Source organism: Nocardia sp. AB354, assembly GCF_049538315.1.
Taxonomy (GTDB): Bacteria; Actinomycetota; Actinomycetes; order Mycobacteriales; family Mycobacteriaceae; genus Nocardia; species Nocardia nova.
Genome location: NZ_JBMVFU010000036.1, coordinates 44712 through 68585, shown reverse-complemented (window position 1 = coordinate 68585; position 23874 = coordinate 44712). Strand labels below are relative to the sequence as shown.

General features: G+C 65.2%; 22 protein-coding genes and 1 pseudogene. 11 read left to right on the top strand and 12 right to left on the bottom strand.

All coding sequences use genetic code 11. The features are described from left to right. The 3 genes from ACPCUW_RS33115 to ACPCUW_RS33105 form a co-directional block, all read right to left on the bottom strand. Positions 1-1057 (bottom strand): lactonase family protein (locus tag ACPCUW_RS33115; protein ID WP_423429241.1); only part of this gene is annotated, 1057 nt, incomplete at its 3' end. A gap of 317 nt (positions 1058-1374) precedes the next feature. Next, positions 1375-1773: a hypothetical protein gene (locus tag ACPCUW_RS33110; RefSeq protein WP_423429240.1), complete on the bottom strand. Its 399-nt coding sequence runs from the start codon at positions 1771-1773 to the stop codon at positions 1375-1377. Positions 1774-1911: 138 nt separating this feature from the next. Beyond that, positions 1912-2082, bottom strand: a complete 171-nt coding sequence (locus tag ACPCUW_RS33105; protein ID WP_423429239.1) for a hypothetical protein — start codon at positions 2080-2082, stop codon at positions 1912-1914. A 135-nt stretch (positions 2083-2217) separates the two neighbouring features. Here ACPCUW_RS33105 and ACPCUW_RS33100 point away from each other — a divergent pair, with 135 nt between their 5' ends. Further along, positions 2218-3339, top strand: coding sequence for an NDMA-dependent alcohol dehydrogenase (locus tag ACPCUW_RS33100; protein WP_423429237.1), 1122 nt, complete (start codon positions 2218-2220; stop codon positions 3337-3339). A gap of 99 nt (positions 3340-3438) precedes the next feature. On the opposite strand, the gene ACPCUW_RS33095 is transcribed toward ACPCUW_RS33100, so the two are convergent. The 8 genes from ACPCUW_RS33095 to ACPCUW_RS33060 all read right to left on the bottom strand — a co-directional run bounded on the left by ACPCUW_RS33095 (position 3439) and on the right by ACPCUW_RS33060 (position 12032). Next, positions 3439-4584 carry a CaiB/BaiF CoA transferase family protein gene (locus ACPCUW_RS33095; RefSeq protein WP_423429235.1) on the bottom strand — a complete coding sequence of 382 codons (1146 nt, stop codon included), beginning with the start codon at positions 4582-4584 and terminating at the stop codon, positions 3439-3441. A 15-nt stretch (positions 4585-4599) separates the two neighbouring features. Further along, the gene (locus ACPCUW_RS33090; RefSeq protein ID WP_423429234.1) at positions 4600-5814 is read right to left on the bottom strand and encodes a CaiB/BaiF CoA transferase family protein; all 1215 of its coding nucleotides are present in this window, start codon (positions 5812-5814) and stop codon (positions 4600-4602) included. 60 nt (positions 5815-5874) lie between these two features. Continuing rightward, positions 5875-6294 (bottom strand): Zn-ribbon domain-containing OB-fold protein, encoded by a 420-nt coding sequence (locus ACPCUW_RS33085; protein WP_195050198.1) that lies wholly within the window; start codon positions 6292-6294, stop codon positions 5875-5877. Positions 6295-6313: 19 nt separating this feature from the next. Continuing rightward, a complete protein-coding gene (locus ACPCUW_RS33080) occupies positions 6314-7525 on the bottom strand; it encodes a thiolase family protein (RefSeq protein ID WP_423429232.1) in 1212 nt (403 codons plus the stop codon). 5 nt (positions 7526-7530) lie between these two features. Then, positions 7531-8034, bottom strand: coding sequence for a MaoC/PaaZ C-terminal domain-containing protein (locus tag ACPCUW_RS33075; RefSeq protein WP_195050197.1), 504 nt, complete (start codon positions 8032-8034; stop codon positions 7531-7533). Positions 8035-8068: 34 nt separating this feature from the next. Next, positions 8069-9226: an acyl-CoA dehydrogenase family protein gene (locus ACPCUW_RS33070; protein WP_195050196.1), complete on the bottom strand. Its 1158-nt coding sequence runs from the start codon at positions 9224-9226 to the stop codon at positions 8069-8071. 160 nt (positions 9227-9386) lie between these two features. Next, complete coding sequence (locus ACPCUW_RS33065) at positions 9387-10541, bottom strand: CaiB/BaiF CoA transferase family protein (protein ID WP_423429230.1); 1155 nt, start codon at positions 10539-10541, stop codon at positions 9387-9389. Positions 10542-10571: 30 nt separating this feature from the next. After that, entirely contained in the window at positions 10572-12032 is a 1461-nt protein-coding gene (locus tag ACPCUW_RS33060) for an aldehyde dehydrogenase (protein WP_423429228.1), read from the bottom strand. Between the two features lie 344 nt (positions 12033-12376). Between ACPCUW_RS33060 and ACPCUW_RS33055 the strand changes: the two genes are divergently transcribed. Further along, on the top strand, positions 12377-13729 hold the full coding sequence (locus ACPCUW_RS33055; RefSeq protein WP_423429226.1) for a phenylacetate--CoA ligase family protein: 1353 nt from the start codon (positions 12377-12379) through the stop codon (positions 13727-13729). A 59-nt stretch (positions 13730-13788) separates the two neighbouring features. On the opposite strand, the gene ACPCUW_RS33050 is transcribed toward ACPCUW_RS33055, so the two are convergent. Then, complete coding sequence (locus tag ACPCUW_RS33050) at positions 13789-14769, bottom strand: LysR family transcriptional regulator (protein WP_423429224.1); 981 nt, start codon at positions 14767-14769, stop codon at positions 13789-13791. Between the two features lie 177 nt (positions 14770-14946). On the opposite strand from ACPCUW_RS33050, the gene ACPCUW_RS33045 reads away from it, so the two are divergent. The 9 genes and pseudogenes from ACPCUW_RS33045 (at position 14947) to ACPCUW_RS33005 (ending at position 23848) form a co-directional block, all read left to right on the top strand. Next, the gene (locus ACPCUW_RS33045) at positions 14947-15693 is read left to right on the top strand and encodes an IclR family transcriptional regulator (RefSeq protein WP_423429223.1); all 747 of its coding nucleotides are present in this window, start codon (positions 14947-14949) and stop codon (positions 15691-15693) included. A gap of 363 nt (positions 15694-16056) precedes the next feature. Continuing rightward, a complete protein-coding gene (locus tag ACPCUW_RS33040; protein ID WP_423429221.1) occupies positions 16057-16950 on the top strand; it encodes an alpha/beta hydrolase in 894 nt (297 codons plus the stop codon). Then, positions 16947-17648 (top strand): annotated as a pseudogene (locus ACPCUW_RS33035) (amidase family protein); the annotation flags it as partial. The gene ACPCUW_RS33040 and the pseudogene ACPCUW_RS33035, both read left to right, overlap by 4 nt. 5 nt (positions 17649-17653) lie before the next feature. Further along, positions 17654-17938: a cupin domain-containing protein gene (locus tag ACPCUW_RS33030; RefSeq protein WP_195050302.1), complete on the top strand. Its 285-nt coding sequence runs from the start codon at positions 17654-17656 to the stop codon at positions 17936-17938. Between the two features lie 92 nt (positions 17939-18030). After that, positions 18031-19200 (top strand): NDMA-dependent alcohol dehydrogenase, encoded by a 1170-nt coding sequence (locus ACPCUW_RS33025; protein WP_423429219.1) that lies wholly within the window; start codon positions 18031-18033, stop codon positions 19198-19200. Between the two features lie 343 nt (positions 19201-19543). Continuing rightward, positions 19544-20245, top strand: a complete 702-nt coding sequence (locus ACPCUW_RS33020; RefSeq protein WP_423429218.1) for a hypothetical protein — start codon at positions 19544-19546, stop codon at positions 20243-20245. A gap of 67 nt (positions 20246-20312) precedes the next feature. After that, a complete protein-coding gene (locus ACPCUW_RS33015; RefSeq protein WP_423429216.1) occupies positions 20313-21668 on the top strand; it encodes an MFS transporter in 1356 nt (451 codons plus the stop codon). A 205-nt stretch (positions 21669-21873) separates the two neighbouring features. Further along, positions 21874-22323 carry a nuclear transport factor 2 family protein gene (locus tag ACPCUW_RS33010; protein WP_423429215.1) on the top strand — a complete coding sequence of 150 codons (450 nt, stop codon included), beginning with the start codon at positions 21874-21876 and terminating at the stop codon, positions 22321-22323. Between the two features lie 34 nt (positions 22324-22357). Beyond that, positions 22358-23848, top strand: a complete 1491-nt coding sequence (locus ACPCUW_RS33005; RefSeq protein WP_423429214.1) for an aldehyde dehydrogenase family protein — start codon at positions 22358-22360, stop codon at positions 23846-23848. Positions 23849-23874: the final 26 nt, after the last annotated feature.

Sequence of the window (23874 nt, the reverse complement as noted above, 5' to 3'; positions counted from 1 at the left end):
CAACGGGGCCATCCGACATGACGACACCCGTGTCGATCGGGGGTTGCCCCGACGGCATCAGACCACCGTCGGCCCCGATCGAGTACGAATGCACCATCGTGGTTCCGTGCGCGGTCAGCACATCCGCGAGATACAGGTGCCGCCCATCGGGATGCAGGGCGACCTGACCGGGCAGGGTCGCAGCGGGAGCGGTGTACGGCGACCCGGGAAGCGGGGTCAGGGCCCCGTCGGCGCGCACCTCGAATCCGGCGATCGACTGACCGATGGCATTGGGCACGTAGAGGCGCCGACCATCCGCGGTGACGACCGCGCCGTGCGGCACCCCACCGGTCGGATACGGCGATCCCGGGGTTGGCGTCAACGTGCCATCGGCGCCGATCACGAATCCGGATAGATTCGTCCCGAACTCGTTGCTCGAGTAGACGAACCGGCCGTCGGGGGTGTAGCCGGGTCGGACCGGGCCGAGTTCGACAGGCGTCGGTCCGAGCGGAGTGAGCGCACCGTCGGCGCCAATGGCGAAGTTGGACAGCGTATTACCGATATAGGTCGCGACCCGCAGATAGCGCCCGCTCGGGTCGACACTGGCCATGCCCACCGCGCTCAGACCCTCCACCGGGACCGGAGGCGCACCCGTCGGACTCAACGCACCCGACGGCGCGACCGCGAACGACACCACATGCCCCGGAACGCCGCCGACCACCACGAACAGATGCGATCCGTCCGGCGCCAACTCCGCGGCGGTCGGCGGACCGTCGAGTGCGACCGTCGCGCCGGGAATCGGGTGCAGCGCGCCGTCGTCGTCGAGCCGGTAACCGCTGACAGCCATGTCACCGACGTGCGGGACATAGACGGTCCGCCCATCGGGTGCGAGCACCAACGACAGAACGCCGAATCCGGTCGGGAACGGACTACCGGGCACGCGCCTCAACACACCGTCATCGCCCACCTTCACCACGCCGATCCCCATCGACGCGGTACCGGCGACGACCAGGAACCGAGGATGCGCCTGGGGCGCAGCCGACGCTTCGGGGGCCGCCGGCGCGACGGCCCCGGTCATCCCGGCCAGCACAGCCACGGACAGTGTTGCGGCAACGCCGAACCCGCGTCTCCGCCGCCTCGGGCCGGCCGGACCCGTTTGCCTCCATCGTGCTCGTATTCGCGTGAACGTCGCCATCGACTTTCCTCCCGGAATCGGTTCGATGCGGCCGCCGGTGCCGCAATCTCTCTGCGGCACGGGCGGTTCCGCATTATCACGGGAACGCATGTGGAAACGCGTTCCCGGCCGCTCGAATCTAGGGGAATTTTCAGCGCGTCAGTGTCCAGAAAAATGCACAGTACGACAGCTGTGATCGCGAGTCGGGCGGTGCCGGTGTTTCATTTCCTGGACACTTCGCCGATACTGAGCGGTGACGACGGTGGAAACACAACCGGTAACTCGGTCAGAGCGCGGTGGAACGGTCCCGGACGCCAGCTCGATTCCTCGGCTCGACAAGCGAGCCGAATTTCCGGTAGCGCATCGACCAACTGATCGATCGCGTCCTGCGCCACCAGGTAGGCAACAGATCGGGCCGGGCAGGCGTGGGGGCCGATACTCCACGACAAATGCGCGCTGTTGTCCAGGTACCGCCCGCTGTTCACCGCCGGATCGTTGTTGCACGCGGCCATACTGATGACCATGGGCTGACGGGCGGGCAACCAGACCCCTGCGATCAGGATCGGCTGGCGGGCAAAAGAGGTGCACATATCGGCCAGCGGCGGATCGGTGAACAACACTTCGTCCAGGGCAGCGCGCGTGGTCACGCTGCCACCGAGCAGACCGCCCGCGAATCGGTCGTCGGTGCGCAGCATTCGCAGCGTGTTGACGATCAAATTCTGCAGCGGTTCGATTCCCGCACCGTAGAAGCTGACCGATCATCTCGGTGTCGTCGAATCCGGCCGGATGCCGGAGCACCGGGACGTGATGTCTTTTCCGGGAGTGTCGCGCCGTAGTGCCGTCAAGTCGGCCAGCGCCGCGACGAGCATCGCATCGGCCTCGTCGGTATCGGAACCGTCGAACATCGCCGGTGTGAGGTCAGTTGACATTTTGCGAATTCCCATTTCGAAAAATGCCAATTGACCTGCATTTGCAGGCGGTGTCACGATGCAGCAAGTATTCGTCGCGATCGGCGCGAAACATTCGACCCGACCGCATTTCAAGTTTCCAGAGGAGTTGGGTCGATGAGGACACGTGGCGCGGTGCTGCTCGAATCTCCGGGCCGATACGAGGTCGTCGAGTTGGAAATGGACGATCCCAGGCCGGGCGAGATCCGCGTGAAGATGGTCGCCAGCGGACTGTGCCATTCCGACGACCACTTCGCAGTCGGAGATCAGACTCCCGGCATCCTGCCGATCGCCGGTGGACACGAGGGTGCAGGCATCGTGGAAGCGGTCGGGCCGGGGACGATCGGCTTCGCCGAGGGCGACCATGTGGTCTTCTCCTTCCTGCCGGTCTGCGGACGCTGTAGATGGTGCGCGAAGGGTCTGCAGAATCTCTGCAATCTCGGGGCCTTCTTGGCCACCGGCGCACGCTTCGACGACCCCACGTCGTTCCGGCTCTCGATGGACGGCAGGCCCGTGGGACAGCTAGCCGGATTGGGCACGTTCTGCGAACACGTGACGGTGTCGACCGCATCGGCCATTCGCATCGATCCGGAGATCCCGCTCGATGTCGCGGTGCTCACCGGGTGCGGTGTCGGCACCGGCTGGGGTGCGGCGGTGAATTCGGCTCAGGTGCGCCCGGGCGACGTGGTGATCGTGATGGGCATCGGCGGTATCGGCATCAATGCCGTCCAGGGCGCCGCACATGCCGGTGCGAGTGCGGTCATCGCCGTGGATCCGGTGGAGTTCAAACGCGAATCCGCACTGAAATTCGGTGCCACACATGCCTTCTCGACGATGGAGGAAGCCGAAGAACTCGCGCGTTCACTGACCGAAGGCCAAGGCGCGGATGCCTCGATCGTCACCGTCGGCGTGACGACGGGCCGCCATATCGGTCAGGCATTGCAGGCGGTGCGCAAGGGCGGGACCTGCGTCGCTGTCGGCCTCGGCGACACCTTCGTCAAGGACGGAGATATCAACCTGCACGAGCTGACACTGTTCCAGAAGCGATTACAGGGCGCGCTGTTCGGCGCCTGCTCCCCCACCGCCGATATCCCCGCCCAACTCGCGATGTATCAGCAGGGCACGCTCGAGCTCGAAGGGCTCGTGACGACCCGCTACTCCCTGGACCAGATCAATCAGGGCTTCGACGACATGAAGGCCGGACGCAATCTGCGCGGGGTCATCGTGCACGACACCTGATCGCATCCCTTCCCGAGAACGGCGGTCGCGCAGTGCGCGGCCGCCGTTCTCGATGCCACCCAGTCCGAACCCGCTGGCCCGGTATTCGAGCCCGGACGCTCAGCTTCCGTTCTTCACTTTGTCGAGCAGATCGTTGTCGGCACCGATATCGCGTGCGGCATACAGCGGAGCGGGGCGCTTGCCGTCGAACGACAGTGGCAGGCCGACCACGGCGATCTCGTCGTCGCTCGGCTTTCCCAGGATCTCGAGGGCATGGGTCTGCTCGTGCGCGACGATCTCGGCGGTGTTCTGGGTCGGCGCGACCGGGATACCGGCGGCCTGGAGAACGCCCTGCCAGTGCTCGCGGGTGTGCGTGATGATCTGCTCGCCGATCAGGCGGTCGATGTCGTCGCGGTTGGTCAGGCGTGCGGCGTTGGTGGCGAATCGGGGGTCGGCGGCCCACTCCGGATGCCCCAGCGCAGCGCACAACCGAGCGAACAGCGCGTCGTTCGCGCAACTGACCACGAGATAGCCGTCGGCCGCCTCGTACGCGCGGTGCGGCACGATGAACGCGACTCCGGATCCATGCCGGCCGCCGATCTCACCGTCGGCGGTGTAGTTGGCGATGCCGACACTCATCCACGCGATGGCGGTTTCCAGCAGTGAGCTGTTCACCGTCGCGCCGGTGTGTTTGGCCTGGCGCCGGAACAGGGCGGCGAGGATGCCGATCACCGCCCACATACCGGTGCCGAAGTCGACGATCGATACTCCGGCGCGCACCGGGGCCTGCCCCTCTTCACCGGTGATGCTCATGATTCCCGAGAACGCCTGCATCAGCGGGTCGTATCCGGGCAGTGTGTTCATGGGTCCGGTGTGTCCGAACGCGCCCACCTCGGCGTAGACTAGCTCGGGTTTGGTGACCCGCAAGCTGTCCGCGTCGAGTCCGTACCGCGCGGCGGAACCCGGCCGAAGATTGTGCAGGAAGACGTCCGCGCGGGAGGCGATCAGCTCATGCAGCGTCGCGAGCTGCTCCTGATCCTTGATATCGATACGGATGCAACGCTTTCCGCGGTTGAGCGCGTGAAACGCGGCGCCACTGCCCTGCCACATGCTCGGACCCCAGCCGCGCGAGGAGTCCCCGGTCGGGCGCTCCACCTTCCACACCTGGGCGCCCAATTCCGCGAGTATCTTGCCCGCGAAGGGAGCCGAAGCGCTGTCGCCCAGCTCGACCACGGTTATTCCGGCCAGCGGCAGATCGCTCGTCATGGCTGTCTCCGATTCCTATTCGCCCGGCGTCGCACGATCGGCCTCGTATGCGGCGCCGGAGTTCAACAGTTGGTCGATTTCCGCTGCGCCGAAACCGTATTCGGCCAGCAGTTGCGCGGAATGCTCACCGAGCCGGGGTGCCGGATACCGCAGTTCCGGCCGGCTGTCGCTCCACTGCTGCGGGATGCCCAGCGATTTGAGCTTGCCTTCGGTCGGATGGTGTTCGTCGATGAAGAAGCCGACGGCCTTCATGTGTGGATCGTCCAGCAAGGAGTCGGGCGTTTTCATCTCGATGACCGGAATGTCGGCGTCTGTGAGGATCTGCACCCACTCCGCGGTCGACTTCGTGGTGAAGGTCCGTGCCAGAAATTCGCACAGCTCAGCGATATTCGCGGTCCGGCCGTGGATGTCGGCGAAACGCGGATCCGCTGTCATCTCCGGATGCCCGGACAGTTCGAAGAACCGGTGCCAGTGCTTGTCGGTGTAGACGTTGACACCGAGGTAGCCGTCGGTCGTGCGATACGGGCGACGGTCCGGATTCATCATCCGGGCATAACCCCAATCGCCGATCGGCGGGTCGAAGGTGTAACCGTAGAGGTGGTCGCCTATCACGAAATGCGCGAAGGTCTCGAACATCGGCACCTGCACTTCTTGACCGCGGCCGGTTCGCTCGCGGTGGAACAGTGCCATCGATATCGCGGTGGAGGTCGCCATCCCGACGACCCGATCGGCGATCGCGGTCGCCACATAATCCGGCGCACCGATCTTGCGACTCTGCAACACCGGCATACCGACCGCGGCCTGGATCAGGTCGTCGTAGGCCGGGCGGGATGCGTACGGCCCGTTCTGTCCGAAACCGAATGCGCCGCAATAGATCACCGCCGGATTGATCGCGCTGACATCGTCGTAGGACAGACCCAGTTTCGCCATCGCCTGCGGGCGCAGACTGTACAACAGCACGTCGGCGGATGTCAGCATCCGCTTCAGCGCCGCGTTGCCGTCGGCACTCTTCAGATCCAGCACCACACTGCGCTTGTTGCGGTTGAGATGCAGGAAGATAGCACTCATCCCACGATTACGGCACGGCCCCACACCGCGGGTGGTGTCGCCCGCGCGGGACTCGATCTTGGCGACGTCGGCGCCCATATCGGCCAGCAGCAGCGACGCGTACGGACCCATGAAGTTCGACGTCAGATCGAGGATCCGTATTCCGTCCAATGGTCCGGTCATCGTTGAAACCTCTGCTCGTGAGCCACGGTCGTCCGCCCTCGGCTCCCAGTCAATGAATGGTCAGCCCGCCGGCCGGGCGAAGACGGGCAGCTTCTGCCCGCCGCGTTCGACGAAGCGGACCTCCACCGGCATACCGATCTCGATCGCCTCCGGGTCTCCCTCGATCTGAGTGAACAGGTGATAGCCCTCGGCGAGTTCGACGAATCCGACGGTGTAGGGCACGATCGCCGCCCAGACCGGGGTGGGGCCGCGACCGATCGTGCTGTAGGAGTACACAGTTCCGACTCCCTGCGACTGCTGCCAGGTCAGTTCGGCGGCGTCGCAGTGCGGGCAGTGCGAGTGCGCTGGCCATACCGCCTCGTGGCAGGCTCCGCAGCGCTGATAGGTCAGCCGCTCCTCGGCCAGTGCCTCCCAGTACGGTTCGGAATCGAGCTGACGGTAGGGCTGCGGCCACTCGTTCAGTGGCTGCGTATCGCTCATGTCTAGTCCTTTTCCCTGGTCAGGCCGCCGACGACAGCACCATGACGCTTCCGGCCGCGAGCATGCCGCCGGCGCCCTGGACGAGCACCGTTTCCGGTCGCTTCGCCGGTGCCGCGCCGAGGGCGGTGCCGCGCAATTGCCGGATGGCCTCGACGAGGCTGTCCATATTGCAGGAGATTCCGGGTTGCCCGAACGACAGCCAGCCGCCGTTGGTGTCGGTCGGCAGATCTCCGTCGATGGCGGTGCGGCCCTCCCGGTAGATGTCGATGCCGTGGCCCTTCTTCGCGAACCCGAGATCCTCGAGCACGATCGGGCCCATGTGCGCGAAGTTCACCGACAGCTGCAGCATGTCGATATCCGACGGGCCGAGCCCGGACATGCCGTAGGCCTGGCGGGCGGCTTCGGCCGTGGCGGTGTGAGTGAGGTTCGGCAGCACACCCAGACCGGGGAATCGACTGTGCCGCAGATTCATTCGATCGGTGAGGTACTCGTGGGTGCTTGCCGAACCGTAGCCGTGGACGTAGACCACGTCCTCGCGGTCACCGGCATTGTCGGGTGAGGTGACGATCAGCGCGCCGCCGGTGCCGCCACCCCACGTCGAGCACATCCACCGCCGCAGCGGTGTCGCGACGTACGGCGAGGACAGCACCTTCTCCCGGTCGATCTCGCCGAACCGCGCCTTGGCAGCATGTGGATGGTGCACGCCCCAGCGCTGATTCGCGATGGCGACATCGGCGAGATCGGCCTCTGTGATAGCGAATTCGTGAAAATACCGGCACGCCGCCTGCGCATACAGGGACGGGATGGTCGCGCCGTAGGGGACCTCCACCTGGGGGTCCGAATCCGCCTCCGCTCCCATCGCCACGGCATCGACGAACAGTTCGGTCGCGTCGCTCTGCAGGCACAGCACATATTCGGCCTGTCCCGCCGCGATCATCTGCGAGGCGATCGCGATGGACGAGGTGAGACCCGCACCGTGCATGGTGATTTCGCTGTCGATGGTCACCGGCATGTGCATGTGCGAGATGAAGATGTTCGACCACTGCGAACGTTTGTCGGCCCAGGGCGAGCGGCCGGTGAAGACCGCATCGATCTGATTCTTGCGAATCCCCGCATCGGCGAGGGCGCCGTAGGTCGCTTCCACGGCGAGCTGCATGGGGTCCTTGCGGTTGTCCCGCGAGGCGTACGCGTCGCCCATGCCGATGATCGCGGCGACAGGAGTGGCAGGCACGCAGATCAGTCCTTCGGGCGCTCGGTGGGGACGGAGGAGCCGACCAGCGCGTCGAGGTCCTCGCGCTTGCGCAGCATCAGCAGGCTCCACTCGCTCTTCTGCACGACATAGCCGTCCTGGTTGAGCGCCTTCATCAAGAAGGTGACGACGCCGTACTTGTCGTCCTTGTCCTTCTTGCCGATGACCTCGGCCGTGGCGTAGATGGTATCGCCGATGACCACCGGCTTGAGATACCGCAGGTTGTCGATGCCGTAGTTCGCCTGAATCGACGGACCGAACTGGATCAGGCCGGTCATCACCGAATAGGTGAGCGATCCCTGCACGATCCGCTCACCGAACCGCGTCTGCGAGGCGTAGTGCACATTGGAGTGGATCTCGATCCAATTGCCGGTGAGCGCACAGAAATTCACGACGTCGGTTTCGGTGATCGTCCGACCGCCCGAGCGGAAGATCGTGCCGACCTCGATCTCGTCGAGCGGCATATCGATACGGTTGTTGATGGCTACCATCGAATTCCTTCCGAAAGTACTGCGGGGCGGGCGTTTACGCGTTGGCAGACAGGCGCATCGACTTCGCGATGATGGTGCGCTGGATCTGCGAGGTGCCGCCGCCGATGGTGGACTGGACGCTCTCCCGCAGGTACCGCTCCATATCGGCCTCGGGCAGGTTGGCGTAACCGCCGAGGATCTGCATGCCGTCCAGTGCGCTCTGTTTGAGGGTCTCCGAGCCGTACAGCTTCGCCATCGAGGTCTCACTGGCGGCCGGCAGGCCCTCGGCCTTCATCTTCGCGGCGCGATAGCAGAGCAGGCGGGCCGCGTCGACCCGGGTCTGGTTCTCGGCCAGCATGTGCTTGAGCACCTGGAACTCGTAGATCGGCTTGCCGAACTGGACGCGCTCGTGGGCGTACTTGTTGGCCGCCCGGACCGCTTCCTGCGCGTTGCCGACATAGGCCGCGGCGACCGCGCAGCGCTCCAGCTCGAGGTGCTCGGTGATGATCTTCCAGCCCTGGCCGACCTCACCGAGCAGCGCGTCGGCGGGAACGCGGACCTCGTCGAGGAAGATCTCGGTGGTGCCGGTCGCGTGACGCGACAGGGTGGGAAGCCGCCGAATGTCCAGGCCGGGTGTGTCGTTCGGGATCAACAGCACCGACAGGCCGCCATGCTTGTCGTCGGTGTCGGTGCGCACCAGCATCGCGATCACGGTGTCCTTCGCGGCGGCGCCACTGCACCACAGCTTTTGACCGGACACGATCCAGTCGCCGTTCTCGTCGCGACGGGCCCGGGTCTTGGTGTTGGAGGCGTCGGAGCCGGCATCGGGTTCGGAGATCGACACCGAGAAGCGGATCTGGCCGTCGATGAACGGTTTGACGTATTTGGCCTTCTGCTCGGCCGTGCCGTACTTGATGATGTTCATCGCGGTGAAGGTGGGAACCAGCACCGAACAGGCGAAGTCGAATCCGAATTTGCCCAGCCCCTCGGCCATCAGCGAGTAGTCGAAGATGTCGCCGCCGGAGCCGCCTTCCTCCTCCGGGATGAGAATGCCCAGCCAGCCCTGCTTGGCGATCTTCTCGTAGGCCTCGTACGGGTACTCGCGGGCCGAGTCACACTTGCGCACGTATTCGACGGTGATCTCGTTGTCCATGAATTTGTTGACGACGTCGAGCCAGTCCGCCTGGGATTCGGTGAGAAAGTTCGAATTCATTTTCGTGTTCGCTCCATATGTATGAGCCGGTAATTTTCGGATTCGCCCCCGGCATCGAGGCTAAGCTGCCGCGGCGGGCGATCCAAGTGATAAATTGCGAATCAGTGCTTCGACGGATTCGAATAATGCGATCGCGCATTTCCCCGGCGCCGTACCACGATCATGCGATCGCACCGGCGGAACGCAACGCCGCCAGCCGGTCGGGCGCGAATCCCCACGCGCCGAGCACCTCGTCGGTGTGCTCGCCCGGGCGCGCCGGCGGTCGCTGGACGGCGCCCGGCGTTCGACTGAAGCGTGGTGCCGGCGCGGGCTGGACCACGCCGTCGACCTCGATGAACGTTTCCCGGGCCCGCAGATGCGGATGCTGGGGAGCCTCGCTCAGCGACAGTACCGGCGCGAAGCACACGTCCTGCCCTTCGGCCAGTGCGCACCATTCGTCGCGGGTGCGGGTGGCGATCACCTCGGCGAGGCGGTCGTGCATTTCGGGCCAGCGTGACCGGTCGTGCTGGTCGGGCATGTCGGCCTCGTCCAATTCCAGGATGCGCAGTGTATTGCGCCAGAAGCGCACTTCGTTGGAGCCGATGGCCAGCCATTGTCCGTCGCGCGTGCGGTAGGTGTTGTACCAGGGCGCACCCGAGTCGAGGCGGTTCACGCCCCGCTCGTCGCGCCAATAACCCGCGGCGTGCAATCCGTAGAACAGTGTCATCAGCGAGGCCGATCCGTCGACCATCGCCGCATCGATCACCTGGCCATGTCCCGAACTGTGCCGCTCCAGCAGCGCGGCAAGAATGCCGAACGCCAGATACAGTGCGCCGCCGCCGAAATCACCGGCGAGATTCAACGGCGGAGTCGGTGGTCCACCCGCGGAGCCGATCGAATGCAGAACTCCGGTGAGCGCGATGTAGTTGATGTCGTGCCCGGGCGCCTGCGCCAGCGGACCGTGCTGGCCCCAGCCCGTCATCCGGCCGTACACCAATCGAGGGTTCGCGGCCGTGCATTCGTCGGGGCCCAACCCCAGCTTTTCGGCGACGCCGGGTCGAAAACCCTCGATCAGCACATCGGCCCGGCGCACCAGATCGAGCACAGCCGCAACGGCTTCCGGCTTCTTCAGATCGATGGCGGCGCTACGCCGTCCCCGGTTGAGCAGATCGAATTGCGGTTCGATCGGTGCACCGCCGTCGTATCCGGGCGGCCGGTCGATACGGATGATGTCGGCGCCGAGATCGGCCAGCAACTGACAGCAGAACGGGGTGGGACCGACGCCTCCCAATTCGACAACTTTGATACCCGACAGCGGGCCGGTCGATTCACTCATGCGCACTCCGTAGTACCGGCCACTTCCGTGTCATCCGAGGGCCAGGTCGCGAGGCAACCCGACCGACTTGAATTCGATGAACTCGTCGAAACCTTCCGGTCCCAATTCCCGGCCCAGTCCGCTGTCCTTGACCCCGCCGACCGGTGCGACCAAACCCACCGGATTACCGTTGATCTCCACGGTTCCGGTCCGGATCCGCTCGGCGAGTGCGACCGCTCGCTGCGGGTCGGAGGTGAAAATCGCGCCGTTGAGTCCATACGCGGAATCGTTGGCGATGGCGATGGCCTCGTCTTCGGTGTCGTATTCCAGCACCGACAGCACCGGTCCGAAGATCTCCTCCTGCGCGATCCGCATCTCCGGCCGCACCCCGGCGAAGATGGTCGGCTCGACGAACCACCCGGTGTCCACCCCCGTGGGCCGGCCGCCGCCCAGCACAACCGTCGCGCCTTCCGCACGACCAGCCCGGATATACCCTTCGACGCCCTCACGCTGCCGCGCGGAGACCAGCGGCCCGAATTCCGTCGCCGGATCGGACGGATCTCCGACCGGCATGGCCTCGGTCGCGGCACGCAGGGCGTCGATGAATTCCGTTGCGCGCCTGTGTGAGACCACGACGCGGGTCTTGGAACTGCACACCTGCCCGGTATTGCGGAAGGCTCCGGCACGCAGAGCGTCGACCGTGGATTCCAGATCGGCATCGTCGAGAACGATGGCGGCCGATTTGCCACCGAGTTCCAGCGCGGCCCGCCGCAGAAGGCCACCGCACAACGCACCGATCCGCCGCCCCGCACCGGTGGAGCCGGTGAAGGAGACCATATCCACCCCGGGATGGGTCACCAGGTACTCGCTCGGATCGCGGTGTGCGGGAACGATATTCACGACACCATCCGGAAGTCCGGCTCGCGAGATCAGTTCGGCGAGCAGATAGGCGTCCAGCGGCGTCTCGGGCGAGGGTTTGAGTACCACCGTGCATCCCGTGAGCAGCGCGGGCGCCAGTTTCATCATCGTCACCAGATGCGGGGCGTTCCACGGCACGATCGCGGCGAGCACACCGACCGGTTCGCGGGTCACCCGTGCCCGGCCGGACGGGGCCTCACGGATTTCGTCGAACGGGTACTTCTGCGCCAGGTCGATCATCGCGTCCAGGATCAATCGCGGGCGCCGCGACTGGATGAGACGAGATTGCGTAATGGGGCAGCCCATTTCGGCGGTGACGACCTCTGCCATCAATGCTTCGGCCGCCTGCATCTCCGCGCTCAGCCGGCGCATCGCCTCGATGCGATCGGCAAGCGGCATCCGTGGCCAGCTCCCCTGATCGAACGCACGCCGTGCGGCTGCCACCGCGTTGTCGATATCCGGGTTCGCGCCGGCGGGAACCCGGGCGATCGACTGCTCGGTATACGGCGACACCACACCGATGAGCTCGTCGGTCGACGGAGCCACCCACTGCCCACCGATGAACAAGCTGTCGTATTTGCCTTGCCACTCCATGGTGTCAGCTCCCGGGATGATCGAAAATGTGCAGGTGTGATGAGCCGGGCAGGCCCGATCACAGCGAGGCTATTCCGTGTACATAGATATTCCAATTGGCGAAAATTGAATTCGCGATTCGAATTATTCGAACCGCTTTCACCTTCCGGAAACCGTCGAATCGTGGATATTATGAAGGCTGGTTCGATGTGGGCCACACGCGCCCGGCCGTCGGTGCGCAATGACCGCAGTAGCACCCATTTTGCCTGGTCCGCAGGCATTCTCGCCGGACCGTCAGTGGTAAACGCCCGCAAGCCCACGGATGCTCGCGCGCCGCGGACGTCGGGCACAATATTGGAGGAAAGATGAGTAGAGCTCCGTTCTCGGAGTCCTGGTGGAGTGAAATCGAAAGCGCGTCCCCCGCCGATGCGGCGGCAATTCAGAATGAGCGCCTGTGCGAGCAGATCCGGTATCTCGCGGCGCGCAGCGACTTCTATCGCGCGAAGTTCGCCGAACACGGAGTCGACCCGGAGAAGGTCCGGACCGTCGCCGATCTGGCGGGACTGCCGTTCACCGAGAAGCAGGAGTTGCGCGACAGCCTCGCGCAGACACCACCGCTGGGCGCACACGTCGCGGCCGCCCCGGAGGAGATCGTGCAGATTCAGGCGTCCTCCGGCACGACGGGTAGCCCCAGCTATGTGGGGCTGACCCCGAGTGACATCGAGACGTGGTCCGAATTGGGCGCGCGGGCGTTGTACGCCAACGGTTTTCGTCCTGGCGACCGGGTGCTGCACGCATTCGGGATGAGCAAGGGGTTCGTCGGCGGCCTGCCGGTCGTGCAGATCCTGCAGTACATGGGGATCGTCGATATTCCGATCGGCGCGGAGGCCGGTGCCGAGCGCCTGTTGCGCGTGCAGGCCGATCAGCGTCCCGACGCTCTGATCGGCACGCCGTATTTCCTCACCTATCTGGCCGAGCAGGCTCCCGAGATCGTCGGGCAGAAGGCTCGCGATCTCGGCGTGCGCGCGATCAGCGTGGGCGGTGAGCCCGGCGGCGGACTGCCCGCCGTGCGGCAGCGGCTGGAATCCTTGTGGGGCGCCACCGCGCGAGAGATGCTGGGCGGCACCGACATAGCCTGCACGTATTGGGGTGAATGCGAGGCCGGTGAGGGGATGCATTTCCTGTCTCCCGACCTCATGGTCGCCGAGCTGATCGACCCCGTCACCGGGGATATCGTCGACCCGGTCGAGGGCGCCCAGGGCGAGTTGGTCTATACCGCGCTGCGGCGCCAGGCCTCGCCACTGCTGCGGTTCCGCACCCGCGATCACGTCGTCGTCACGGGAACCGAATGTTCCTGCGGCCGAACCGGATACAAGGTCCGATGCGTCGGCCGCACCGATGACATGCTCATCGTGCGGGGCATCAACCTGTTCCCGTCCGCGGTGAAGCAACTGGTCGTCGAGATGGCGCCGGAAACGACCGGCGAGATGCGTATCCGCGCCGACTTCGAGGGGCATTCGACGCAGCGACCGCTTCCGCTCGTGGTCGAGCACGCGGCCGGGCTGAGCCAGGATCGGCAAATCGCGCTGAAGGCCGCGATCGAAGATCGGGTGCGGTCGGCGCTGAATGTGAAGACGATCGTCGAGTTGGTGCCCGAGGGCACGCTGAAGCGCCCCGATCACGTGAAGGTCGCGCTGGTAGAGCGGGTCGGTTCCTGAGACCGGGCTGTCCGTGGCACCGCGTCGCACCGGTGCCACGGATTCTGCGGTGGGCCCGCTCACCCAACGGGGGCGTCATGGACGGCGAAGGCCGCACGCAACGACTCCTCGACGGCTGCGTCGTCCTCGGCCGGCCGGGTCGACAACTGATGAACGAACGCCTGCGCGGCCGGGCTCGTCGGGCGGCCACTGGGAGTCGCGATATGGATTCGGCGCACGGCCCACGGCTCATCGAATTCCAGCACCGCGACCCGCGACAACAGCGCGTGGTCGAGCAGGCATTCCGGAACGACCGTGACACCCAGACCGGCGTGCACGAGTTCGATGGCGACTTCACAACTACGCACGCGATGCGGTGACCGGAATTCGTCCCCGAGCCGCTTGGCCGCGGCGCGAAAGGCGCCGACCATTGCCCGCGGTGCGATCAACCGCTCCGAGGCGAGGTCCTGGAATGTCACCGCGGTGTTCGCGCCCAACGGATGTCCGGGGGGCACCACGGCCACGAGCCGATCCCGCCGGTAGGGAATGACGTCGACGCCGTCGAGATCCAGATCGTAGGCAGCGGCGAAAACGCCCACATCCGCTTCGCCGCGCGCGACGTGCCGCACGATGTCGGCATTCTCCGTCTCGTGCAACCCCACCTCGACCAGCGGATACTCACGTCCGAATTCGCCGATCGCGCGTGCGAGGAACGGCACGACGATGGTGCGCGCGGAGACAACGGACAACTCCCCCTGCACCCCCTCGGTGAGCGCCGCGATTTCCGAACGCATCGCATCCAGGCTGCCGAAGATCGACCGCGCGTAGCGTTCCAGAACCGCACCCGCCGGACTGGGCAGCACTCCCTTGGGTCCGCGTTCGAGCAGTTCGACCCCGGCGATGTCCTCGAGGACCTGGATCCGCTTGGTGGCGGTGGAGGGGGCGATGTTCTCCCGGATGGCCGCGAGGCCGATCTGCCGTTCCTCGATCGCCGAGAGAAACAACCGCAGCGTGAACAGGTCGACTTGCCGGATCAGGTGAAGCCTGTTGAACGTTCCCATCTGGACCTCGCGATTCAACTCCGGGATCTGCGCCGATCCCGCTGGATCTCGATCACACCGCCACGGCGAATATGGCGCGCATCACTACGAGGCCGTACTCTACATCATATGTACGAACATGGCGTTCGTATATATGAATGCTCTCTGGAGCGCTGATCACCGTGATGGGATGAACCGATGCCGACCAGGAACCAGACGAGCGCGCCGCAGGAACACCGGACGGTCTCGCGTGTGGTCACGATCCTCGAACTCGTCGCCCGCAACCCCCAGGGCATGACGCTGGCCGAACTCGCGACGGCATTGGAGGCCCCCCGCTCCTCGGTGCACTACATCGCGAAAGGTCTCGTCGCCACCGGCTATCTCACCGACGTCGGCGTCTACACCCTCGGCCCGGCCGTGGAGACGCTGCTCGGCGCCCGCTCGTCCTCGGTCGAACATCTGGCGCGCCCCAGCCTGGAATCGCTGCATCGTGAATTCGACGAGACAGTGCTGTTGTGTATGCGCATCGGTGAACAGATCGTCTACGCCGATGCCATCGAATCCACTCGCCCCGTACGGTTTTCGGCCCGCATCGGCGAACGCCGCGCCCTCTACCCCTCCTCGGCGGGACGCTGTTTCCTCGCCTACAGCGACCAGAGGTTCCGTGACGACTACCTGGCCCGTCACATCGAAGACTCCGATGTTCGTGCCCGCCTGCGCGAGGAATTCGCGCGCACGACACGAGAGGGCGTGTCCTTCGCGGACCGGCACACAACCCCGGATCTGGGCGGAGTCCACGCGCCGATATTCCGCGCGAGCATCCACGTCGCGGTACTTACTTTCGCCGGCCCGGCGGCCAGGATCGATGCCCGGCTCGAAGCGATCACCGCGGCCGTCACCGCCGAAGCACGGCGGATCAGCGAACGCCTCGATCGCGTCGGCTGACCCGGACGATCACCGCAGATAGCGGTCGAACCAGCCGATAAGTCGTTCCGGCTCCCGGCCGAAATAGTTGTAGCCCGAGAAGCGCGGGTCAGGAAATTACACCGGTTTCGAGGGCGCGCTGCGTCCCAGCCTACGCGATGACCGCCACAATCGATGTGAAGTAATTCGAAGTTCCGATTCGAAAATCGTCAATTGCCTTATTCCGCATTTCACCCAATCATCAGTGATGCATCTCACTCGGGTCGCACCGGCCCACATATGACCAACCCCCTGGCGCACACCGTGGTTCGCCCTCTCTGCATCCAGACAATCGGATCGTCGAACTACGGCCTACGGCGCCGAGCGCGCAACGAGGAGCCGACCATGTCGACCGAGTTCAACGATCCCCTCCGAGCCCTGTACGTCGAATGGAGCGGACGGATGCAAGCCGATCCGCAGATGTCGGTGGAGACCATGCGCGATATGCAGGAGGCGTGGCATACGGTCGCCACGGAACCCACTTCGGTGAGCTACGAGTCGGTCGAGATCGACGGTCTGCACGCGATCTGGTGCATTCCGGCCGACGCCGATCCGAACTCGGCGGTTCTGTACTTCCACGGCGGCGGATTCATCGTCGGGTCGACCAACTCGCACCGCAAGATGGCCGGCCACCTCGCCAAGGCCGTCGGTGCTCGGGTGCTGCTCGTCGAATATCGGCGTGCGCCCGAAGTGCTGTATCCGGCACAGGTCGACGATGGTCTGAAGGCATATCGATGGCTGATCACCGAGGGATTCGACGCCGGCCGAATCGTCAGCGCGGGCGATTCCGCCGGCGGCACACTGGCTCTCGCTCTCGTGGTGCAGCTGCGGGAGCTGGGAGAGCCGCTGCCCGGCACGGTGCTGACACTGTCCCCCGGGCTCGACTGGGACGGCACGTGGATGGTCAACGAGGACAACGACATGCTCGCGAGTAAGGCCGTGATCGTGACGATGGGTTCGATCGCCTTCGGCGGCCGGAGCACGACCGACCCACTGTGCAATCCGCTGTACGCCGATCTCACGGGCTTTCCGCCGGTGTTCATCTCGGCCGGCGGTCACGAGAATCTGCTCGGCGGCGTAAGGGAATTCGTGAAGGCCGCCGAGGCCGCCGGCGTCGAGGTGACGCTCGACGTCGCCCCCGCCCGCCAGCACGTCTATCCCTTCGCGGCGGGCAACGACCCGGAGGCGGATCGGACGATCGCCGAGGCCGCCGCGTGGGCTCGCAAGCACATCGCATGACAGCTTTTCCAGCCGATATCGCCGAGGCCGGGGCGGCCCTGCGGGCGGGGCGCGCGATGTCCGTCGAACTGGTGGAACGCAGTCTGAAGGCCGCTGACCGCCTGGATCCTGTCCTCGGTGTCTACCTCGCCAGGTTCGACGACCAGGCCCGCGCCGCCGCCCGGAGATCCGATGATCCGCTCTCGCGGAATAGATCTGGGCCCCATGCACGGCATTCCTCTGGCCTTGAAGGACTGCTGACCTCGATCGAGAGGCCGACGACCGCGCAGTCCGCGCTCCGTTCCCCTTTCCGCGTAACCCGTGGTCGCTGGATCATTGGACGGGCGGATCGAGTGCGGGGACGGCCGGCGGAATCAGTGCCGGACTGTTCTTCGGCGGCCTCGGATCGGCCACGAACCGTTGCCACCTTGGCGTACGCTCCGCAACTGACCAACGACGACAGACTGCGCGCGCTTCGCATGGTGAACGAGATCCGCGCGGCGCTGTCCGCCGAACTCGGCGACGGCGTTCTCGTGACCCCCACGGCACCGACCAGCGCCATCTCGATCAATGCGGCGCGCGCGGGCACCGGGGCTCTGTCCCCGACTTTCACGCGGACCTGGAATGCCGTGGGATTTCCCGCCACGTCGATCCCCATGGGCGCGGACCGCAACGGTCTGCCGATCGGCCTGCAAGTCGTCGCACCCGCCGGGCGTGACGAACTCTGCCTCGGGGTCGGCTGCGCCTTTCAGCGAATCACCCGCCCAACAGCGAGTTTCCAGCCCACCGGACCGGAAGCATCGACTACGGCGTCGTGCTCAGCGGTGAGCTGGAGGCAGTGCTGGACAGTGGCCAGATCGTGCGCCTCGGGGCGGGCGACAGCATCGTGCAACGGGGCACCCTGCACGCCTGGCGCCATCCGACCGACGAGTGGAGCAGAACCGTCTTCGTTCTCGTCGCCAGCCGCCGGTTGGTCGTCGACGGAAAGCCCATCGAACCGACCATGTAGCCAGGAAGCACCGTATTGCGCAGCGCGGCAAAGATATTCGCGGATCTGCCGAATCCCGCGACCTAGCAGTGAGAGTGAGAAGGATACCCGAAGTGAAAACGACCGCGGCCATTCTGTGGCAGGCACCAGGCACCTGGGACGTGCGGGAGGTGGATCTCGACGAGCCCCGCGAAGGCGAGGTTCTCGTCAAGGTGATGGCCTCCGGCCTGTGCCATTCCGACGACCATTTCGCCAAGGGCGACATGCAATTCCACTCCTACCCCGCGTGCGGTGGGCATGAGGGCGCCGGCGTGGTCGAAGCCGTGGGTCCCGGCGTCACCCGCGTCGAGCCCGGCGACCATGTGGTGACATCGTTCATCGCCGCATGCGGCCACTGTCGCATGTGCGTGACGGGGCATCAGAACCTGTGCGACGCCGGACATCTCATCACTGTCGGCACGCGCCCCGACGGCACTTTTCGCATGCACACCGACGGCCGGGGTATCGCACAGAACGCATGCCTGTCGACGTTCTCGGAGTGGACGACGGTGCCGCAGGAATGTGTGGTGAAGGTTCCCGACGACATCCCGTTCCGGACCGCGGCCATCGTGGGCTGTGCGGTGCCCACCGGATGGGGATCATCGACGCGCGCGGCCGATATCGATGTCGGCGATGTGGTGGCCGTCGTCGGCACCGGCGGAATCGGAATGAGTGCCGTGCAGGGTGCGGCCTTCCGTGGCGCCGGGCGCGTGATCGCCGTCGACCCGGTGCGGATGAAGCGCACACTGGCGCTCACCCTCGGCGCGACCGATGCGGTCGAAACGATCGACGAGGCAGCCGATGTGGCTCGCTCGGCCACCAACGGTCAGGGCGCCGACTCGGTCGTCGTCTGTATCGGGGTTCCCACGCAGGAGCAGTTGAAGCAGTCCTACGACGCGCTGGGTAAACGGGGGACCCTGGTGGTGACCAGCGCGGCACCACATACCCTGACCGAGATGTCGGTGCCCGTGCTGGATTTGACGATGAGCGAAAAGCGCATTCAAGGCGCGTTGTACGGTATGGCGGGACCGCAGAACGAGGTGCCGATGCTGCTCGAACTCTACCGGCGGGGAGCGCTGCGGCTCGACGAAATGATCACTCGCACATACCGACTCGAACAGGTCAACGAGGCATACGAGGATATGCACGCGGGCCTCAATATCCGCGGCGTCATCGATTTCGAGGGTCGTCACCGCCGGCCATATGCCGTCGAATCGGCACATTCGACCTCTGCGATTCACTGATGCCGAGACCGGCCGCCCGCTCGATCCCCGACGATTTCTGATCGTCCGTCCAATAACTGCGACTGCGCCGTTCACCCGATGAGGTGGACGGCGCAGTCGTACACGGACCGGAGTCGATTCCGAATAGGCACGGCTAAAACAGTATCGGGGACCGTCAGCTACCCTTCTGGCCCACTCCCCGTGGGTCTAAAAATACTAGATTTTGTATACTATGCGTGATACGCTGTGGTCCCCGACACAGCACGGCAGCCCGCCGCATCACCTGAGAATCGGGAGTGACGCATTCGGCGTTCACATTTCCGCACGCCCGACTTCGTATTTGTCGGCGTCTCGAGGAGAAAATATGTTCAGGAGTTTCGTCACCGTGTCCACGGCAGCCGCGGCCACTCTCGCCGTTTGCGCCGGCTCCTCCGGTGCTACGCCGGCCGCACGGGCCGACGTGGTGAATTACAAAGCAACAACGACCGACCAATCCACCGTGATCACCACGGACGCCGGGACGATGGATGCCGACAACGGAGTGTTCCGAATCAAGGCCTCCGACGGAAAAGTTCTGGCGGGTACCGAACTGTCGTTCCGGGTGGATGATTTCGTCTTTCCCATCGCCGCCGAAATACGCGACCACACCGCGACATTGACTCCGCGATTCGATATGCAGCACGCGGTTTACCGGCCGGTCGCGCTGCCATACGAAGACTCGGCCCCGTGGAAGACGCCGTACGACCGCGAACAAGCAGCGTGGAATCGCATGTTCCAGACCCTCACCACCGGCGCGACCGTCGGAACCCTGGTCGGCGGGCTGGCCGGCGGAGCGGTCGGTTGCGTTCTCGGCGGAATCGCCGGAGCCACGGTCGCCGCCGCGACCATCGTCGGACTCTTCGGCGCATTCGTACCCGCAGCCGCCGTCGGATGCCTCGGCGGCATCATCGCCGTAGGCGCACTCGGCACGCTCGCCGGCCAATTGCTGGTGACCGCACCGGTGGCGATCATGGCCGCCGTTCAGTACTTCACCACGATCAACCAGCCTTTCCGCCCCGCGAAATAACAGACCACGGGCCGCAATGCTCGACACCATATTACGTGGTGCAGTACCGAATTACCCAGGAGAGAATATGGGGCTTACCGCTCCGCGCACACGCAGCGGATTGTTCGTGGTCGCGTTGTGTTTCTTGACGATCGTCGCCGATGGTTACGATCTGATCGTCTACGGCGCCACGGTGCCGAATTTGCTCGCCGAACCGCAGTGGCATATGACCGCCGCGACAGCCGGAGCGATCGGCAGCTGGACGCTGGCCGGTCTGATGGTGGGTTTCCTGCTGGCGGGCCCGATGACGGACCGGATCGGCCGCCGCAAGGTCATGATGACAGGGATCCTGTGGTTCTCGATCGGCTCCGCGATCTGCGCCCTCGCCCAGTCCCCCGAATTTCTCGGGGCCGCCCGGTTCGTCACGGGCATCGGTCTCGGCGGTGTGGTGCCGTCCGCAGTCGCCCTGACTGTGGAGTACGCGCCGAAAACTCGGCGTCAGCTCTACAATGGGCTCACTTTGACCGGCTATTCGCTGGGCGGCATCATCGCAGCACTTGCCGCACTCGCCCTGCTCCCCGACCACAGCTGGCGATTGCTCTACGGGCTGGCCGCGCTGTATCTGCTGATCCTTCCGGTCATGTACTTCTACCTACCGGAGTCGGTGAACTACCTCATCCTGCGAGGCCGAGCGGATGACGCTCGCCGCGTCGCATCCCGATACGGTCTGGACTTCGATTCGGCCTGCCGAGAGCACACCGTCGAGCCTGCCGAGGCGGCGGCCGACGGCGCGGGCGGGCGTGGCTATCGACTACTGCTGACGAGGCCGTATGTCATCGCGGCAGCACTGTTCGTGATCACCTGCTTCTGTTCGCAACTGATCGTGTACGGCCTGAATACCTGGCTGCCGCAGCTCATGCGCAAAGCCGGATATCCCCTCGGCTCATCGCTGCAGTTCCTACTCGTCCTGCAGCTCGGCGCAGTGGTCGGAACCCTCGGCGGCTCGCTGCTCGCCGATCGTTTCGGCTCCAAACGCGTGATCGTCGCGTCTTTCCTGGTCGGCGGGGTCTCGTTGCTCGCGCTCAGCCGACCGCTCGACGTCGGTTACCTGATGCTCGCGGTGGCGGGCGCGGGATTGGGAACGGTCGGGACGTCAACGCTCACGTATGGCTATGTAGCCGTGCACTTTCCGGCGTCGTGCCGCGGTTCGGCGGTGGGAGCGGCGATGGGCTTGGCCCGGGCCGGCGCGATTCTCGGCCCGTTGATCGGCGGGTGGATCGCCGGCTCCGCTCTCGGCGTCGAGTGGAACTTCTATGCCTTCGCCCTACCCGCCTTCGTCGCCGCCACCGTAGTCTCGCTGATCGGCCGAACGAAGCCCGTATCGGGTTCTGCGAGCCCAGAGCAGATCCGGGGAGGTGCGGAGCTCCCGGAGCCGATCAACTGAGTCGCGGGGCAGACCGGCGGCGCAGGCAATCGCCGCCGGCCTGCCCAGGCGTGCCGACGCCCCGTAACCGCGGGAGTCGGCACCATTGTGTCCAAAATTCAGACATCCGCCACAGGCCGACGACATTAGTCTCGGGAGTCCGGCGTCGCACACACCCCAGGTCGATGCGACGCCCGACGTCATCGGTCCCACTCCCAGGAGTGAAATGAGCGAGCGCAGCCTCGAAGACAAGATCCAGTGGGTCATCGACATCGAAGAGATCAAGATGTTGATGTCGAAGTACTGTCACGGCATCGACGGACACGATGAAGAAACCTTCATGAATATCTGGGCCGACGACGCGGTCTACAGTCTTCCGCGCGGTGAAGGCAAGGGTATCGAAGGGGTGCGGGAACTGGTGCGCACCGTGTGGGAGCAGGTGCCGCAGTGCCATCATCACATCACCAATCCGGTGATCGAGATCGACGGTGACACAGCGACGGCCGAGACCGACGTCACCTACTACCGGCTGACCTCCGACGGCATTCACCAATTACTTTCCGGTGGTTACGATTTCGAGTTCGCCCGCACGGGTGACGGATGGCGGATCCGACGTATGGAGTTCTCCGGTTTCGTCTCCCTCAGCCCGATCTTCAAAGAGAACATCCGCGGCTGATTGCCGCCATCACAATCGAAGTTGGAGTTGTTCTATGACCACCACGACGGCGGAGGCGACGGCGGTCGCGCTCAGCACAGCGAGCAGGCGGGGAGAGCTGCTGATCGACGGCGCGTGGGTGCCCGCGGCATCGGGCAGGACGTTCGACGTGGTCGATCCGGGTACGGAAGAGATCATCACTAAGGTGGCCGAGGCAGGCGCTGCCGATGTGGACTCGGCGGTCCGCGCGGCGCGCCACGCCTTCGACACCGACCGCTGGCTGAGACTGTCGTCCACGCAGCGCGGAATCGTGTTGTGGCGGGTGGCCGAGCTGATGGAGGCGCGGATCGACGAGCTGGCGCGGTTGGAGAGCCTGGATGTCGGGCTGCCGGTGACGCAGGCCCGGCTGATGGTCATCGAGGCCATCGCGCAGTTCCGGTACCAGGCGGGCTGGGCGGACAAGATCCACGGCCGCACAGTCGATATCGGTCCCGCCGATCGCCGTTTCCAGGGGTCGACGTACAAGGAGCCCATCGGCGTCGTCGGCATGATCGTCCCATGGAACGGGCCATTGATCGCGACGGCGATGAAGATCGCGCCCGCGCTCGCGGCCGGATGTACGTGTGTGCTCAAACCGTCGGAGCTGGCGCCGCTGACCGCACTGGCGCTCGGGCGCATTCTACTCGAGGCCGGTGTGCCCGACGGCGTGGTCAACATCGTGACCGGCTTCGGCGAGGCAGGAGCGGCGCTGGCCGAGCACCCGCTGGTCGACAAGATCAGTTTCACCGGTTCGACGCTGGTGGGACACAAAATCGTTCAAGCCTCGATCGGCAACCTCAAGAAGGTCTCACTCGAACTGGGGGGTAAGTCCCCGGTGATCGTGCTCCCGGATGCCGACTTGGACACGGCCGTTCAGGGGATCGCGCTGGGCGTGTTCTGGAATTCCGGGCAGATCTGCAGTTCCGGTACCCGGCTGTTCGTGCACGAGGCTGTGTACGAGGATGTCGTACAGGGTGTCGCGGAGGCCGGGCGAGCGCTGAAGATCGGGTACGGCACCGATCCCGACGCCGACCTCGGACCGCTCATCTCCCGGCGCCAGCTCGAACGGGTCACCGGCTATGTCGACAGCGGGATCTCCGAAGGCGCACGGGTCGTCAGCGGCGGTAAACGATTGGGCAACAAGGGATTCTACTTCGAGCCGACGGTCGTCGCCGACGTCACCCCGCAGATGACAATGGTCCGCGAGGAGATCTTCGGACCCGTCATCGGCGCCATGCCGTTCACAGATCCCGATGAGGCCGTCGCCGCCGCCAACGACACCGAATACGGCCTTGCCGGCAGCGTCTGGACCCGCGACGTCGCCCATGCACATCGAATCGCCCGCAGACTGCGCGCCGGCCGCATCGGGGTCAATGTGCACCGCGCGGGCGGTGTGCAGATGCCGGTCGGCGGATTCAAGCAGTCGGGCTGGGGCCGGGAGAACGGGCCGGACGCGGTCGAGGAGTACCTCGAAACGAAGTCGGTCATCACCTATCTGGATCGGTGAAAAGCGGCGTCGAGGCTTCGCGCGTC